At 62.0% G+C, this 15,731-nt stretch carries 15 protein-coding genes and 1 tRNA gene; all 16 read right to left on the bottom strand.

All coding sequences use genetic code 11. From position 1 onward, the window contains the following. Nucleotides 1-39: 39 nt before the first annotated feature. The gene (gene ispH, locus NFR19_RS07765) at nt 40-873 is read right to left on the bottom strand and encodes a 4-hydroxy-3-methylbut-2-enyl diphosphate reductase (protein WP_251213226.1); all 834 of its coding nucleotides are present in this window, start codon (nt 871-873) and stop codon (nt 40-42) included. Continuing rightward, nucleotides 870-1,739, bottom strand: coding sequence for a lysophospholipid acyltransferase family protein (locus NFR19_RS07760; protein WP_251213225.1), 870 nt, complete (start codon nt 1,737-1,739; stop codon nt 870-872). Before NFR19_RS07760 ends, ispH begins: the two co-directional genes overlap by 4 nt. After that, entirely contained in the window at nt 1,740-2,423 is a 684-nt protein-coding gene (cmk, locus tag NFR19_RS07755; RefSeq protein ID WP_251213224.1) for a (d)CMP kinase, read from the bottom strand. It abuts the gene before it with no gap. Continuing rightward, nucleotides 2,420-3,742: a 3-phosphoshikimate 1-carboxyvinyltransferase gene (gene aroA / locus NFR19_RS07750; protein WP_251213223.1), complete on the bottom strand. Its 1,323-nt coding sequence runs from the start codon at nt 3,740-3,742 to the stop codon at nt 2,420-2,422. Before aroA ends, cmk begins: the two co-directional genes overlap by 4 nt. Further along, nucleotides 3,732-4,895 (bottom strand): prephenate dehydrogenase, encoded by a 1,164-nt coding sequence (locus NFR19_RS07745; RefSeq protein WP_251213222.1) that lies wholly within the window; start codon nt 4,893-4,895, stop codon nt 3,732-3,734. Before NFR19_RS07745 ends, aroA begins: the two co-directional genes overlap by 11 nt. 94 nt (nt 4,896-4,989) lie before the next feature. Further along, nucleotides 4,990-5,700 (bottom strand): pseudouridine synthase, encoded by a 711-nt coding sequence (locus NFR19_RS07740; RefSeq protein ID WP_251213221.1) that lies wholly within the window; start codon nt 5,698-5,700, stop codon nt 4,990-4,992. Further along, the gene (gene scpB, locus NFR19_RS07735; RefSeq protein ID WP_251213220.1) at nt 5,697-6,431 is read right to left on the bottom strand and encodes an SMC-Scp complex subunit ScpB; all 735 of its coding nucleotides are present in this window, start codon (nt 6,429-6,431) and stop codon (nt 5,697-5,699) included. Before scpB ends, NFR19_RS07740 begins: the two co-directional genes overlap by 4 nt. Before the next feature lie 2 nt (nt 6,432-6,433). Continuing rightward, complete coding sequence (locus tag NFR19_RS07730) at nt 6,434-7,222, bottom strand: segregation and condensation protein A (RefSeq protein WP_251213219.1); 789 nt, start codon at nt 7,220-7,222, stop codon at nt 6,434-6,436. 1 nt (nt 7,223) lies between these two features. After that, nucleotides 7,224-7,904, bottom strand: coding sequence for a site-2 protease family protein (locus NFR19_RS07725; RefSeq protein WP_251213218.1), 681 nt, complete (start codon nt 7,902-7,904; stop codon nt 7,224-7,226). 37 nt (nt 7,905-7,941) lie between these two features. Continuing rightward, the gene (abc-f, locus tag NFR19_RS07720; protein ID WP_251213217.1) at nt 7,942-9,954 is read right to left on the bottom strand and encodes a ribosomal protection-like ABC-F family protein; all 2,013 of its coding nucleotides are present in this window, start codon (nt 9,952-9,954) and stop codon (nt 7,942-7,944) included. Next, nucleotides 9,951-10,502, bottom strand: a complete 552-nt coding sequence (locus tag NFR19_RS07715) for a FumA C-terminus/TtdB family hydratase beta subunit (protein WP_251213216.1) — start codon at nt 10,500-10,502, stop codon at nt 9,951-9,953. Before NFR19_RS07715 ends, abc-f begins: the two co-directional genes overlap by 4 nt. Next, entirely contained in the window at nt 10,499-11,509 is a 1,011-nt protein-coding gene (locus NFR19_RS07710; RefSeq protein WP_251213215.1) for a fumarate hydratase, read from the bottom strand. Before NFR19_RS07710 ends, NFR19_RS07715 begins: the two co-directional genes overlap by 4 nt. Next, a complete protein-coding gene (gene trpS / locus NFR19_RS07705) occupies nt 11,510-12,562 on the bottom strand; it encodes a tryptophan--tRNA ligase (RefSeq protein WP_251213214.1) in 1,053 nt (350 codons plus the stop codon). Nucleotides 12,563-12,672: 110 nt separating this feature from the next. Beyond that, nucleotides 12,673-12,849 (bottom strand): hypothetical protein, encoded by a 177-nt coding sequence (locus NFR19_RS07700; protein WP_251213213.1) that lies wholly within the window; start codon nt 12,847-12,849, stop codon nt 12,673-12,675. Between the two features lie 61 nt (nt 12,850-12,910). Beyond that, nucleotides 12,911-12,985, bottom strand: a tRNA-Val gene (locus tag NFR19_RS07695). Nucleotides 12,986-13,143: 158 nt separating this feature from the next. Further along, a complete protein-coding gene (locus tag NFR19_RS07690; RefSeq protein ID WP_251213212.1) occupies nt 13,144-15,654 on the bottom strand; it encodes a DNA topoisomerase I in 2,511 nt (836 codons plus the stop codon). Between the last annotated feature and the right edge of the window lie 77 nt (nt 15,655-15,731).

Here is a 15,731-nt window from a genome sequence, read left to right as displayed (position 1 = left end):
GGGTGCTCTTCCGAGCTGCGCGCGACGCGGCAGAAATCGTCAAAGCCTTCGGAGCGCGTTCACGACGCTCGTTATCTGATCCTCGGGCGTTGACGCACCGGCCGTCACCCCTACGGTGTCGCCGTCTGCGAAGAGCGCGGCATGCACCTCGGCAGCCGACTCCACGTGAAAGGTGCGCGAACAATGCAGAGCGCATATCTCCGCCAAACGCGTGGTGTTCGACGAGTTCTTGCCCCCGATGACCACCATCGCATCCACCTGCGTTGCCAACTTCTCGGCGGCAGCTTGACGCTCGGTGGTCGCAGCGCAGATGGTGTCCTTCACCTGAGTGCGAATACCGCGCTGCTCAAGAGCGTCCATCACCGCACGCAGCGTCTCTGCGCGCTGCGTGGTCTGCACCACCACTCCCACGCACGCGGGTAGATCGGCGGGCAGATCAGCTGGGTCGAGCACCACATGCACCCGCGCACCCGCCGCTCGGGCGTACTCGCGCAACGCGGCTACCTCAGGATGCCCCGGCTCGCCCACGACCAGCACGCAGCCAAGCTCCGCGAGCTTTGCGGCAGCCTTCTGCGCGCGCGCCACATGCGGACAGGTAGCATCGACGACCTTCTCGGCCCGCCTTTCAAGCTCGGCTCGCTCTTGCGGAGTCACGCCGTGGCTGCGCACGATCACCGTGCCGCCATCCACCTGATCGGCCTGCTCGACCACACGGGCGCCGCGCTGTGCCAAGCTGGCCACGACCTGCGGATTGTGAATAAGAGGCCCGAGCGTATAGGCTGTCTCGTCCTCGCGCAGCGCTGCATCGGCAAGATCGAGCGCGCGCTGCACGCCATAGCAGGCTCCGGCATGATCGGCGAGCACGACCTTCATCGGTCTGCATCCTTCTCGGAGGAGACCCCTTCCTCACGCGAAGCACGGATACGCTCCACCACCTCAGCGGTCGTGCGATGCGGAACGGGATGGTGCGCGAACGCGGCGGAGAAATCCTTGGAATCGGGAAACAGCGAGACCATGTCCACCTCGTGTGCAGGAATGCGCTGCGAGAGCGCGAAGCATTCGCGCATCACATACCAAGTGCACCCATCCAAGCGATCCTCTTTGGGCAAGAAGTCGAAATCCTCTAAGAGCACGGGGGTGCCGTACTCAACGGTGATCTTCGGAAACCGAATGCGCTGGCCCTTTTGCTTGACGTATTCGGCATTGCGCACCGTCATGGGCAACAGCGGCGCCTTGCCCATGCGCGCGATGAACGCCGCACCCGAATGCAGCTTCGGCTCCATGGTTCCCTTGCCGCGCCGCGTACCCTCGGGCAAGATGCCCACCAGCTCACGATTCTTGAGCATGCGCGCCGCGCGTTTGATGGCAGTGCGATCGGCGGATTCGCGCTTGATGGGAAACGCGCCCACGCGCGAGAGAATCTGCCCGACCAGCCCGTGCGCATTATCGAAAAGCGATTCGCGCCCGATCAGGCGCACCCATTGCTTCGTCCGCGCTGCAAGATAGATGAACGCCACATCCAAAAACGACGTATGGTTGCAGACCACCACCACGCCGCATTCATCATAGAAGCCGCGCAGGTTCTCCCGACCATCGACGCGATACCGGAACAGCACCTTGCACACGCCACCGACGACCACATACGCAAGATTGCCGAACCAATGAGGGATCTGCTTGTCGGAGGAGGTGCCCCCAAGCGGCATGTCCCACATCTTCTCATATGGCAGAATAAGCCCCATTTAGCGCAGCACCTCCTGGGTGTGGCGGGCCATCTCGACGATCTGCGCGATGATATCCTCGATGTAGCGATCGGTGGAGTCGATATGTATGGCATCATCGGCAGGGCGAAGCGGATTCGTTGCGCGGCTCGAATCGCACTCGTCACGCCGCACGATGTCGGCGAGCACCTCGGGATAATCGATGGACCCCACGCCGCGATCGGCGTTTTGTCGTACGCGCCGATGCGCACGCTCTTCCGGCGATGCCGTCAGGAACACCTTCAGCTCCGCATCCGGGAATACCGCCGTACCGATATCGCGCCCCTCTACGACGTAATCTCCGTTCAGGCCGATGCGCCGTTGCTGCTCGAGCATGGCCTTACGCACGCTGGGCGCAGCGGACACGGGGCTTACCGCCTTATCGATGCGGGCGGTGCGAATATCATCGGTCACCTCACGACCATCGATCGACACGCTTCGCGGAACCGGATCGCCCGTGACATGGCCGAACGTTATCGTGCACGTGCACGCGAGTTTCCCCAGCGCCGCATCGTCATCAAGCGACACGCCGCGCTCAAGGGCCAACCAAGCAAGAGCGCGATACATCGCACCGGTATCCAAGCACGAAAAGCCCAGCTGCTTGGCGCACGCCTTCGCCACGCTCGACTTGCCAGCGCCAGACGGCCCATCTATTGCCACGATCATGCGCGCACCATGCTCTCAACATCGGTCAGAAAATTGGGATAGCTCACCGCGACCGCAGCAAAATCATCCACCGCAACGGACGCCTCTCCGCACAGCCCCACCAAAGCCCAGGTCATGGCAATGCGATGGTCGCCCTTCGAGTCGAACGTAAGGCCCTCAGGGACGCGCAGGTGGGGATCGCCCTCAATGTAGAGATTATCCCCCTCTTCCCACACATCGATACCCAGCTTCTCCAAGCCCTCCATGATGGCCTGAATGCGGTCGGTCTCCTTCGCCCGCAGTTCTGCCACGCCCTTGAACACCGTCACGCCGCGCGCGTGCGCCGCCACGAGCGCCAACACCGGCACCTCATCCAAGATGGAAGCGAAATGCTGAGCGGGCACCTCACAGCCGTGCAAGCTAGCAGTGAAGGACACATCGATGCTTCCGAAGGGCTCCTTGCCCTCGTGTCCCTCAACGTGCTCGGCGATGTCGGCGCCCATGCGCTCAAGCGTGCGCACGAAACCGATGCGCGCCGGGTTCAGCGAAACGCCCTCGATGCGGACGCTGCTCCCTCGCTTGAGCAGCGCAGCCGCTACCAGGAATGCGGCCGAGGAAGCATCCCCGGGCACATGCAGATCGCATGCATGCATCACGGCAGGACCGCTCACCTCGGCAACGCGCGTTCCGGCGGTGGTAGGCACTCCGTATTCAGGCAGCATCAGCTCGGTATGATTGCGCGACGGTGCAGGTTCGTTCAGCGTGGTGGTACCGTGAGCATAGAGGCCCGCGAGCAGCACCGCTGTCTTGAGCTGGGCCGATGCCATGGGCGCGTCGTAGGTGATCGCGCGCAGGTCGGCTGTTCCCGTCTCCGTGATGGGCAGATGGTCCGCCTCGGCGGGCTTGAATTGCACGCCCATCTTCATGAGCGGCGCCGTGTTGCGACGCATAGGGCGACGGCGCAGCGAATCATCGCCGGTCAACGTCACCTGAATGGGCCAGGGCGCCAGCATGCCCATGAGAAGACGCGCGGTGGTGCCAGAATTGCCGCAATCAAGGGGCGCATCCGGCTGCGTCGGGCCTGCCTGCCCCCAGCCGCGCACCGTGCCTGCGAGCGATCCGTCTTCACACGGCTCCAGATCAACGACTGCGCCCAACTGGGTCACCACTGCGATGGACGAGCGCACGTCCTCGGAATCGAGCACGCCGCTTATGTGCGAGGTGCCCTCGGCCATGGCTGAGAACAGCACTGCACGATGCGAGATGGATTTATCGCCCGGCACCCGTGCAGTTCCGCTCAAAGGACCCTGCAGGGGTTCGATGGTCGTTTTATTCGACATGACTGTGCTCCTTTGGGGACAGAGGACTAAACGACACGGCATAACCAGCGTCTATCAACTTATAGGAGAGCTGTCCGATATCGCCTTCGTCGGTCAGGACGAGACTCAACACGGCGTTACCTTCGGACACATGATCTATCTCGATGGATTGAATATTGCAACCGACCGAACTGGCGATCGTAGTTACCTCGGCTACCACGCCGGTGCGGTTGACCATGGGAATGCGCACTTCGATCAGCTTATCGGAGCCAGGCACCCAGGCGGCAGGCAGCTGCCGACGCGCCTCGGCTGCCGTGGAGAGCAATCGCGTGAAGGCGGGCTTGTCGCCTGATTCGAGCGTCTCGCGCAGCTGCGACAGGATGCCTTCCATCTCGTCAAGCCCTGCGGCAAGCGCAGATGCGTTGTCGAAGGCGATACCGCACCACAGCTCAGGTGAACCAGCCGCCACCCGCGTGGTGTCCTTGAACCCGCCCGCAGCCAAACGCAGAAGCGATCTGCTTTCGTCCACATGCGCGAGCGCGAGCTGCATCAGCGCGCTTGCCACCATATGGGGCACATGACTCACGATGGCCACCGCATCGTCGTGGACCTCGCGCGGCAGCGACACCACGCGCGCGTCCATGCCGCAGATCAATTCATGGAGCTTCTGGAACGCATCGGGATCGGTGGTCTCGTCAGGACACAGTATCCAGTTCACCCCTTCATAGAGGTCGGAGCGCGCGCTGTCGACGCCCGCCTTCTCCGACCCTGCCATGGGGTGCCCGGGAACGTAGATCGAAGGGTCGGGCAACAGCTCGGAAGCTGCCTCGATCAGGTGAGCTTTCGTTGATACCGTATCGGTCAACACGCCCGCATAGCCAGTCTGTGCCAACAAGCTCATGTACTCATCTACCGCGGCAACCGGCGTCGCGAGCACCACCAAGTCGGCCTTCTCTGCCAAAAAACGGCAGAATGCTGGATCATCAGGACGGCTCGCCTCGGTAACCCAGCCGCGCTCTTGCGCCACCACACATGAGCGCCCATCGGTATCGACCCCGAAGATGACAAGGCCGGGATACGCCTTCCTCAGCGCTGCGGTCAAAGAGGCACCGATCAACCCCAGTCCTACGACGACCACCGCATCGAACGGCGCTTTTCTCTGATCTGTTGTCATGTCTGGCACGCTTTGAAGAACCTTTCCCTTGCTGATGCTCTTCATTGTAGCAACATGCGCGCGCACGCGCGCAGATACTTGCTCGCCACGATGCTTAGCGCCCGACGAGCGCATCAACCTCGGCCGACGTCAACTCCCGCCAGCACCCGCAAGGCACATCTCCCAGCGAAAGCGGACCGATCTGCGCCCGATGCAGCTCTATCACCGATGCGCCTACCGTCTCGAACATGCGCCGCACCTGACGATTGCGCCCCTCGTGGATGGTGATGGCATACACCGGATGCGCGCCACGCTCCACCATCTGCACGCGCGCCGGAGCCGTCATGCGCCCATCAAGATCGACACCACGCCGCAGCCGATCGAGCGCGCGCGAGCCCAAAGGCGCATCGATGCGCGCACGATAGTGCTTATCCACCGCATGGCTCGGATGCGCGAGCGCATTGCCCAGATCGCCATCGGTCGTGAACAAGAGCAGCCCCGTGGTGTCTCGATCCAAGCGCCCGATGGGAAACAGCGACGGATACGCGTCGAGTGGCACAAGCTCAGCCACCGTGGGCCGCCCCTGCGGATCGTCCATGGTGGTCACATATCCCGCTGGCTTGTGCAGCATGAGCGTCATCTGCTCTGCGGGAAGCTTGAGAAGCTGCCCATCCAACCGCACCTCATCATGCAGCGGGTCAACCTTGACCCCTTGTTGACGAACGACCTCTTCATTGACCGAAACGCGCCCCTCGTCGATCAGGCGCTCGGCCGCCCGGCGTGATGCCGCACCAGAGCGGGCCAGATATCGGGAGAGGCGCATCATTCTTGATCGAAATCGAACGAGAGCGCGTCGAAGTCTATCTTATCCACCACACCCAGCGTAGCTGCGATGGCATCCTGCATCTGAGCATCCATATCCTCTTCGAGCATCTGTTCGGCCATGAGCGCTGCTGCCTCTTCGGACACCTCGGGGGCCACACGGGTAGCTGACAGGCGCTCAGCTATCAGGCGCCGCGTTTCCTCGTCGGGAGCGAATTCGGCAAGATCGGGAAGGTCCTTGGTCGAGCGCAGACCGAACCGCTCCAAGAAGGCGCGCGTCGTTCCATACAAAGTGGGATTGCCCGGCGCATCAGAGGTTCCCATTTCGCGTACGAGACCCTTCTCGACGAGACTGCTCACGGTGCTATCCGAGTTCACCCCGCGCACCTGCGCCACGCCTGCGCGCGTGACGGGCTGCGTATACGCGATGATGGCAAGCGTTTCCATGGCCGCCGCCGAAAGCTTGCGCGTATCCCACGACAGCACGTATTTCTCGATGACGTCATGGTAGGCGGGATGCGTGAACAACCGCCAGCCGCCAGCCACCTCGCGCAATTGGATGCCTCGATTGTCCGCCTCGAGCTTGCGGGCGATCTCGACGAGCGCAGCCTCAACGAGCACTGGATCGCACTCGAGCTGATCGGCCAGCGTCAACACGCCCACCGGCTCATCGGTCACGAACAGCATCGCCTCAATGGCGCCTTCTATGTTCTCTTCGCTCAGACCTTGGAACATCGTCAACTCCCCACAGATGTCAGCTCGTCATCACCGCTCAGATCGAGCTCTCCCGAACCTTCCTTGTAATCGATGGAAATATCGCCGAATTGCTCATCTTGCACCAGATCGACCATGCGGCGCTTATAGAGCTCCAGAATGGCCAGGAAGGTCACCACGACAAGCGCAGGCGTGCGCTGCCCTTCTATCAACTGGCTGAAGCGCACGTGTTTCTTCGCTTCGATGCGCGCATGGATAGCGCGAACATGAACCTCGACCGGAATGGGCTTCGCGGCAATATGCTCGCTTTCCAGCAGGAATTGCTCGCGACGTGCGAGCGCCTCGGCGGCTAGCAATGCCAGCGAATCGAGCGTGGTGCCCTCAAGGAAATCGGGCATGAGGTTCAAGAAGCACGCATCGGGTCCGAACGGGCGGCTATGCATGCGCCCCTCTGATTCAAACCGCGCATCAAGCTCGGATGCAACATTTTTGAACTGCTTGTATTCCATCAAGCGCGCCACCAGCAGATCGCGCGCCGCATCGGGTGCCAGCTCTGCAACCTCGTCAGCCACCTCGTCACGCGCCGCGGGCAACAACGCCTGCGCCTTGATCTCAAGAAGCGTGGCCGCTACCAGAAGAAAGTCGCTCGCCACGTCGAGGTCGAGGCGCTCCATGCGCGCCACCTCGGCAAGGTACTGATCGGCGATCTCGGTGATGGAGATGGATCCGATGTCAACTTTCTTGCGGCTGACCAGGTACAACAGAAGGTCGAAGGGACCCTCGAAGCTTTCTATCTTGACGCGATAGGCCATCTTAGCGCACCCCAGGCGGCAGCATCAGATCGGCAAGATTGCCTGCCGTTGCATCCAGATACCAGCTGAACGGATTGATGCCGATCAGCCACGGCAGCGCTATCACGCAGATCATGAACACCGGGAAAGCGTACTGCTGGATCGAGTACCATTTGGGCAGGTACTTCACCGGAATGAACAGCGCGATGATGGACGAACCATCAAGGGGCGGTATGGGAATCAGGTTGAAGAACATCAAGTACAGATTGATGAGACAGAACATCGGCAAGAACAGGTAATAGAAATACAGCCCGGGCATGGTTTGCGCCAGCAGCGGCGCCACCCCTGCAAGCGCCCATGCCAACAGAGCCGCTGCTGCTGCCAAGCACAGGTTCGCGCACGGGCCCGCAAGACCGGTGATGGCGTCTCCTTTGCGCGGATCCTTGAAGTAGCCGGGGTTGTACGGCACCGGTTTGGCGTACCCGAAAATGGGCCAATTCATGATCATGAGAAGCAACGGCAAGATAACCGTCCCGAACGGGTCGATGTGCTTGAGAGGGTTGAGCGAGAGCCGCCCAGCCTTCTTAGCCGTTGGGTCTCCCAGCTTGTACGCCGCGAAGCCGTGCGCCACCTCGTGGAGCACCAGCGCTGGCACGAAGCTGAGGATCGCGCACACGTAATATGCAATCGTTGATTCTGGCATTCGATCAGTTTACCACGGCCGCAACCGGAGAGCAGCGTCAGGCGCACCCATGACGGGCAAGCTCTGCTTCCAGTTGTTCGGAGAGCTCAAGCCACTCCCCCTCCGCCTGAGCGATGCGCTGCTTGAGCGAGGCATGCTCAGCGATAGCATCAGCAGTGCCTTCCTCCTTCATGTAGAAGTCGGGGTCGGCCATCAGCTCCAAGAGCTCTTCCAGACGGGCGTTATCGCGCGCGAGCTGAGCATCCAGCTCGTCAACGCGGCGGCGCAGGTTCTTCGTAGCTGCATGCGCCCGGTTGCGCGCCTCAGCCTCGACGCGCTTCTGCTCCTTGCTCTTGGGCGCGCTCGATTGGCGCGATGCTTCCTTCGCGGGCTTCGTCGCAGCAGCGCCACCGGATGATTCGTCGTCGAACAATTCATCCACGATGGACGCCGACAAAGTCTGGTTGCTCTCAAGCTGGCCTGATTTGTACAAGTAGTAATCGTAGTCACCTGCGTAGTCGGTCAAGGTGCCGGCATCCACCTCTACGATACGGTTCGCCACTCCGCGGATGAGGTGGCGGTCATGCGTGATGAAGAGCAGGGTGCCCTCGAACGCGCACAGCGCCTGTTCGAGCACGTCCACGCTCGAGATATCAAGATGATTGGTCGGCTCGTCGAGACACAGCAAAGGGCGCGGCGCCACCAGCATCTTCGCAAGCGCAAGGCGGCTCTTCTCGCCACCCGAGAGCACCGAGACGCGCTTGTCCACGTCATCGCCATGAAAGAGGAACGCGCCCAGCAAGCTGCGTACCCGGCTGATGGTCCAGCCGGGCGCTGCACGGTCGAGCTCTTGGAAGACGGTGCTGGCAGCATCGAGCTCTTCGAGCTGATGCTGTGCGTAGTAGGTGTGACTCACGTTCACCCCGTAGCGGATGGTGCCCGCATCTGGCGCGATAATGCCCGCGATCATCTTGAGCAGGGTCGATTTGCCCGCGCCATTCGGACCCACCAGCGCCACCTTGTCGCCACGCCATAGCGTGAAGTCGATACCGTCATAGACAGCATGGTCTCCGTAGCGCTTCACGAGCCCCTCGGCGCGCACCACCTCATCCCCCGTGCGTGGCGGCTGCTGGAAATTGAAGTGCACGCTCTTGCGCTGCTCGGGCAGCACGATCAGATTCTCTTTGATACGCTCGAGCTTGCGCAGGCGATCTTGGGCTTGCTTCGCCTTGGTGGCTTTGTAGCGGAACTTTTCGACGAACGCCTCGAGCTTGGCTATTTCCTCGTCCTGCTTCTGCTTCTCAGCGGCCAGGCGCACGAGCGCCTCTTCGCGAGCTTTGAGATACGCCGAGTAGTTGCCTTTGTACAGCGTCACGCGCCCCTGTGCCACCTCAGCGACGCGATCGACCATGTTATCCATGAACGCACGATCGTGGCTCACCACGATGACGGAGCCATCGTAGGTGCGCAGGAAGCTCTCCAGCCATTTGACCGATTCCAGATCGAGGTGATTGGTGGGTTCGTCAAGCAAGAGCACCTCAGGATTGCGCACCAAAAGCTTCGCCAACGCGATGCGCATCTGCCAACCGCCGGAGAACTCGCTCGTTGCGCGCGTCATATCCTCTTCGCGAAAGCCCAGCCCGAACAGCACGGCGCGCACCGTTGCCTCGAGCGTATAGCCACCAGCCATCTCATACGCATCACGGGCGCGACCTGCAGCTGCCAGCTGCGCCTCGGTGGGATTCGCGCCGAGCCCGCTCTCGAGCTCTTTCAGCGTGCGTTCCAGCTCGAGCACTTCGGCTTGCGCCGACATGACCTCTTCGAAGACGGGCGCCGCGCCCATCTCGATCGCTTCCTGCTCAAGATATCCCACGCGTGCGCCACGCGCGAAGATGACTTTGCCGCTGTCAGCATCTTCTTGACCGGTGATGATCTTGAGCATGGTGGTCTTGCCAGCGCCATTGGGGCCAACAAGAGCAAGACGGTCGCCCTGTTCGAGCTTGAAGGTGACATCGCTGAAAAGATCGACGCCACCGAAGGACTTGGAGATATGCTCGACTTGCAAGATCATGCGCAACTGCCCTCGATGCTTCGATACAAATCATGACCTGCGGTATCGATCTCCACGAAAACGGGCAGATCGCGCACCTCAAGGCGTCGCAGCGCCTCGGTGCCCAGGTCCTCCCATGCCACCAGCTCACTGTGGACCACGCGCTCGGCCAGCAGCGCGGCGATGCCGCCTACCGCCGCGAAATACACGCTGCCCGTCTCTTGGCACGCGCGCACCACTTCAGCTGAGCGCGTGCCCTTGCCAATGGTCGCAACGATGCCAGCGCGCAGCAGTTGCGGCGTGGCGAAATCCATGCGGCTGGCCGTAGTGGGACCGACCGCCCCCAGAGGACGCCCTGCGGCAGGCGGAGTGGGACCCGCATAGAAGAGCACCTGACCGGCCAGATCGAAGGGCAGCTCGCCGTGCTCTTCCAGATACGCGAGGCACCGCGCGTGCCCGGCGTCGCGCATCGTATACACCGAACCGCTCAGAAGAACGCTGTCCCCCGCCACGCATGAGGCAAGATCGTGGCGCGAGCACGGCAGATTGAGTTCGATCGCCTCGCTCATGCGCGCTCCTTTCGCCGGGCCGCTTCCTCGGCTGCCTGCGCATCCTGATCTGCCACACGGTGCATGTTCATATCATCGCCTTCCCACGTTTGAGCCGCAGGAAACTCCAGCGCATAACCCTCTTCGGTGACCAGGTCGATGGTGGCACTGCGCATAGCGCAGCATCCCATGTTGATCGCCACTGGCAACGCAGCGATGTGGCACGGCGCCGTTTCCACATGCACCGCAAGCGCGGTGGGCGCACCTCCGAGCGCCGCCGGACCGATACCGGTCGCATTGACCTCCTCGAGCACGCTCTGCTCGAAAGCAGCTGCCTCATCGCTTGCCGCCCGACTTCCTACCGGGCGCAAAAGGGCATGCTTGGCCAAGCCTGCCACCTTGTCGAACGTGGCGCCCACCCCCACGCCGACGATCAGCGGCGGGCAGGCGTTCGCGGCCTTCTCGCGCACGCATTCCACCACCGCGCGCTTTACGCCTGCAGGTCCTGCATCGGGCGAGAGCATGACCACCCGCGAAGCGTTGTCGGAGCCTCCCCCTTTGAGCATCACGTGCACCCGAGCACCCTTGCCCGGCACCATGCGCACCTCGCAGAATGCGGGCGCATTGGTGTTGGTGTTGGTGCGATCGAACAGGGCATCGCGCACCACGCTCATGCGGAGCTTACCATCCTCGTAGGCTCGCGCGACCGCGAAATCGACGCGACTGAACACATCTCCTGACACACGGCGTTCCTCGCCCAGCTCGAGGCATACCCACACGGTACCGGTGTCCTGGCAGATGGGTACCTGGTCGCGGTCGCCGATCAGGGCGTTTTCCACCATGGCATGGAGCACCTCGCTCGCGCGCGAAGCGCTCTCATGCTTCTTGGCGTCCAGCCAACTGGCGCGTATCGCCTCCAAAACGTCGGCGCGCAGGGTGCATGCCGCCTCACGGATGCCCGTGTATACGGCCCGCGCGACCCGTTCCGGACTTACCGCCTGGTCGAGGCGCATGGAAGCATCCGTCATCTAATACACCATGCCCATCGCCTCGCGCACCTCATCGAGGGTGCTCTGGGCCACCTCGTTGGCCAGCTCGTTGCCTTGCGCGAGCACCTCTTCGATGAAGGGGATATCGCGCTCCAGCGCGCGGCGCCGCTCGCGGACGGGCGCTAGATAGGCGTTCACGCTCTCGGTCACGTACGCCTTGAGCGCGCCCGCGCCAGCATCTCCGATCTCAGCAGCAATATCCTGCTCGGTGCGCCCCGTGGTGACCGCTGCGGTGGTAAGAAGACCGCTCACCCCAGGACGGCTCTCCGGGTCGAACGTGATGGTGCGGTCGCTATCGGTCTGGGCCTTCTTGATGAGCTTGGCCGTTTCCTCTTCGGTAGCGCACAAGCTGATGGCATTGCCATAGCTCTTCGACATCTTGCGGCCGTCAAGCCCCGGCAAGAGCACGCTTTCGGTGAGCAATCCTACCGGCTCCGGGAACACCTTCGCGTAGCGCTCGTTGAAGCGCCGCGCTATCTGGCGCGTCTGCTCGATATGGGGCAGTTGATCGCGGCCGACCGGCACGATGTTGCCCTTGCAGAACAAGATGTCGCACGCCTGATGCACCGGGTAGGTCAAAAGCAGTCCAGTGAGCGCATGGCCTGACGCTTCCTGCTCGGCCTTCACCGTAGGGTTGCGCAGAAGCTCCGCCTCGCTCACCAGCGACAGGAACGGCAGCATCAGTTGATTGAGCGCAGGCACGCTGGAATGCGTGAATATCATGGTGCGCGCAGGATCCATGCCGCATGCCAAGTAATCGATCACCATGTTCAGCACGTTGTCGTGAATATGCTCGGTGGTATCGCGGTCGGTGATCACCTGATAGTCGGCGATGACAATGTTGGTTTTGACGCCCTCATTCTGCAAACGCACGCGCTCGATGATGGTGCCGAAATAATGCCCCAGATGGAGCCGACCAGTCGGACGGTCGCCGGTTAGCATCGTGTAGGCGCCTGGATGCTCAGCCAAGTCGGCCTTGACCGCATCGCTCATCTCCTGCTGTTTGCGAAAAGTATCGGAATCGCTTGCCATGAAACTTCCTTTGCCGTCGTGGACCCATAACCGCTATCGCGCGAAGCAGAGCGGCTCACCCAGTTGCTGCGTCGCCTTCGATATCTCTTGGAATTCTACCGGATTGCGGACTACCAGAGCCACATCATCCACAGGTCGTTGCCCCAGCCGCTCACGAAGGTGGTCCAGAGAAAGGCCGCTATCGTTATCAGCGCATAGATGACGACGATGGTGATGACCAGCTTCTTCGTCAGCCACGGGAACCGTTTGGGTTTGCCCGACCGCTCCCTCTGGTCGTTCTCTGCCATGACCGCCTCATCCTCCGCAGCCCATAAGAAAGGGCCGAACAGCGTTCGGCCCTGGTATCCATGGTGGTCGCTACAGGATTTGAACCTGTGACCCCCGCCGTGTGAAGGCGATGCTCTCCCGCTGAGCCAAGCGACCATATGAACAGCGCACGCGAATGCGCTGGTTGCTCATTGTACCCATTCGTATAGCCAAGCGCAAGCGTTCGGCTATTCAAGACGATTCGGCAAACAGACCAGCGCATCAGCACTGCTCGTATCCGGGCGCCCCGCTTGCGCGACGCATCTGCCTGCACCCTATTTCTTCGCCCGGGTCGCACCCTTCTTGCCTTTGGCGCCTTTCGCCTTCGCCTTCGTCTTGGCCTCTTCCTCTTTGCCCGGACAATCGAAATTAGGACACAGCTTCCACGGGCCACGTGCGGTCTTCACGATGACCATGGGCGCTCCGCAGTGCTCGCATACCTCCTCGGTGGCCATCAGATCGCCGTACTGCGGCAGTGGATAACGTGTGCCGCACTCATCGAAATCAACGCAGGTGACCGAGCGCTTGAGCGTCTTCGGGTTGCGCCGCGCGATCATGTCAGAATCGCGACCAGCCGCCGCGCACACCGGACACTTCCCCACCACCACTTCAGGCTCTTGGTTCGTGGGACAGGCCGGATCGATGCAGATTACGCGCGGCTTGGTGCGAAACGCCGTTACCTTCACCTGCGGCATCCCGCAGGTGGGGCACACCTCAGGCACCGACTCGATCTTTCCCTTCGGCAGCGGATAGGTCACATCGCAATCAGGCCAGCCCGCACACCCGATGAACATGCTCTTGGTCTTGCTGGAGGCGCGGATCTGCAAGTCGTGGCCGCACTTCGGGCACACGCCCACGTAGGCATCAGCCGCCACCGCATCGGAGAGCGCCTCGCCCACCTCTTCGGAGTGCGGCATCAGATCGGCCAGCTCCTTGGCAAGCAGATTGCGCGAGCCCATCACCACATCAGCCTTCGTATCCTCGCCCTCAGCGATGCGATCCATGCCCGCTTCCAACTCAGCGGTCATCTCGGGATGGGTGATATGCGGCGCGAAACGGTCGAGCGCATCGATCACCGCAATGCCCAACTGCGAAGGCTCCAGCGGATCGTTCTGGATGTACTTCACCTGCATGAGACGCTCGATGATGGCATGCCGCGTCGATTTGGTGCCCAGGCCGAGCTTCTCCATTTCCTGGATGAGCTTGCCCTGACTGTAGCGTGCGGGCGGCTTGGTCTGATCCTGCTTCACGCTGGCACCATTGAAGGCGATGGTCTGCCCCGCCTCGAGCGCGGGCAGCTGCTCATCCTTCTTGGCGCCATACGGGTATATCTCGCGAAAGCCCGCCTTCACTAGCACATCGCCCTTCGCGATGAACGGCTCGCCGCGTACATCAAGCGACACCTTCGTGCCTTCCACCACAGCCGCCTCCGAGAGCGTGGCCAGAAAGCGGCGCGCGATGAGGTTGTACAGCTTGTATTCGGAAGCGTTGAGGTCGTCGGGCGTCGCGCCCTTCGTGGGATAGATGGGCGGATGGTCGGTGGTCTCCTTCTTGCCGCGCGTGGCGGTCAGCTTGCCGCGTGCGAGCAGCTTCTGGCAATACGGCTTGTACGCCGGGTTCGCCTCCAACGCGTGCACCACCTCGGCCAGATCGAGCGTTGCGGGGTATACCGTGTTGTCCACGCGCGGGTACGAGATGTAGCCGTCCATGTAGAGGCTCTCGGCCATGCGCATGCAGCGTGCTGGCGTGATGCCCTCAGCTGCGGCAGCCGCCATGAGCGCCGTGGTGTTGAACGGCACGGGGGCTGGCTGCGTGCGCTTTTTCTTCTCGACGTCGGCCACGGTCGCGCTCGTCGCGCCGTCCACGGCTGCCATCACCGCATCAGCGGCCTCTTCGCTCTTGAAGCGCGCGGTGGCATGCGGCGCCTCGAATTCGCTCTCGGCGTCGGTGGGACCTTGCTGCGCCGTCGCATCGAAGAAGCCCCTGATCACCCAGTAATCCTCCGGCACGAAGGCCATGCGCTCGCGCTCGCGCGCCACGATGAGCGCCAACGTGGGCGTCTGCACGCGACCGGACGAGCGCACGTTGCCGTAGCCAGCGAACTTCACCAGCGTCAGATACCGCGTCAGCGCCGCGCCCCAGATCAGGTCGATATCTTGCCTGGTGGCGCCCGCATCGGCCAGCGCTGTATCAAGCTCCACCAGGTTCGCGAACGCGCCCTCTATCTCGGGCCGCGTGAACGACGAGTAACGTGCGCGCTTGGCGGGCGCCGTCTTGTTGACCTCGCGACAGCAGGCCAACGCATCCGACCCGATCAGCTCGCCTTCGCGGTCGAAGTCGGTGGCGATCACCAGCTCGTCGGCCTTCTTCGCCAGATTCTTCAACGACCGGATGATGTCCTTCTCCTTGGGCAGCTTCTCGATGGGCGCATACGCCAGATACGGCAGCGCCTCCATCTTCCAGCCCTTGAGGTCCACCCCATCGGGCGTGAACGGTTTCTTCTTCTTGAAGGGGGGCTTGGGCAGATCATCGGGCACACGGGCAGGCACCGCTTCGCCGTCGGCGGTCACGCCTTCCCACCCTTTCGTTTTCTTGTAGATCAGGTTCGGCGTGAAATCAGGCTCGAGAATGTGGCCGCGCAAGCCGATGGTCACGCATTCATCGCCTGCCCACTCGAAGCGATAGACCGGCGTGTTGTACACCTTCTCCTGCTGAGGTGCCTTCGATGAGAGCAGCCGCGCGATCTGCTGGGCCGCATCGTTCTTCTCGGTGATGATGAGCTTCATACGGGTCCTTAGCTATAATCATTGCTCAGATGGGCACTAAGGATACAAGATTTCACGCATGATGGCATAGGCTCTTT

This window comes from Adlercreutzia murintestinalis (assembly GCF_943192905.1).
In the GTDB taxonomy this organism is placed as follows: domain Bacteria; phylum Actinomycetota; class Coriobacteriia; order Coriobacteriales; family Eggerthellaceae; genus Adlercreutzia_A; species Adlercreutzia_A murintestinalis.
Note: the sequence above shows the minus strand (reverse complement) of the source record. Positions and strands in the feature narration are given on the sequence as shown.

What these genes read in the sequence shown, in the direction of transcription:
- ispH (WP_251213226.1), bottom strand. Translation starts at nt 873, where the DNA reads ATGAAGGTCGTGCTCGCCGATCATGCCGGAGCCTGCTATGGCGTGCAG.
- NFR19_RS07760 (WP_251213225.1), bottom strand. Translation starts at nt 1,739, where the DNA reads ATGGGGCTTATTCTGCCATATGAGAAGATGTGGGACATGCCGCTTGGG.
- cmk (WP_251213224.1), bottom strand. Translation starts at nt 2,423, where the DNA reads ATGATCGTGGCAATAGATGGGCCGTCTGGCGCTGGCAAGTCGAGCGTG.
- aroA (WP_251213223.1), bottom strand. Translation starts at nt 3,742, where the DNA reads ATGTCGAATAAAACGACCATCGAACCCCTGCAGGGTCCTTTGAGCGGA.
- NFR19_RS07745 (WP_251213222.1), bottom strand. Translation starts at nt 4,895, where the DNA reads ATGACAACAGATCAGAGAAAAGCGCCGTTCGATGCGGTGGTCGTCGTA.
- NFR19_RS07740 (WP_251213221.1), bottom strand. Translation starts at nt 5,700, where the DNA reads ATGATGCGCCTCTCCCGATATCTGGCCCGCTCTGGTGCGGCATCACGC.
- scpB (WP_251213220.1), bottom strand. Translation starts at nt 6,431, where the DNA reads ATGTTCCAAGGTCTGAGCGAAGAGAACATAGAAGGCGCCATTGAGGCG.
- NFR19_RS07730 (WP_251213219.1), bottom strand. Translation starts at nt 7,222, where the DNA reads ATGGCCTATCGCGTCAAGATAGAAAGCTTCGAGGGTCCCTTCGACCTT.
- NFR19_RS07725 (WP_251213218.1), bottom strand. Translation starts at nt 7,904, where the DNA reads ATGCCAGAATCAACGATTGCATATTACGTGTGCGCGATCCTCAGCTTC.
- abc-f (WP_251213217.1), bottom strand. Translation starts at nt 9,954, where the DNA reads ATGATCTTGCAAGTCGAGCATATCTCCAAGTCCTTCGGTGGCGTCGAT.
- NFR19_RS07715 (WP_251213216.1), bottom strand. Translation starts at nt 10,502, where the DNA reads ATGAGCGAGGCGATCGAACTCAATCTGCCGTGCTCGCGCCACGATCTT.
- NFR19_RS07710 (WP_251213215.1), bottom strand. Translation starts at nt 11,509, where the DNA reads ATGACGGATGCTTCCATGCGCCTCGACCAGGCGGTAAGTCCGGAACGG.
- trpS (WP_251213214.1), bottom strand. Translation starts at nt 12,562, where the DNA reads ATGGCAAGCGATTCCGATACTTTTCGCAAACAGCAGGAGATGAGCGAT.
- NFR19_RS07700 (WP_251213213.1), bottom strand. Translation starts at nt 12,849, where the DNA reads ATGGCAGAGAACGACCAGAGGGAGCGGTCGGGCAAACCCAAACGGTTC.
- NFR19_RS07690 (WP_251213212.1), bottom strand. Translation starts at nt 15,654, where the DNA reads ATGAAGCTCATCATCACCGAGAAGAACGATGCGGCCCAGCAGATCGCG.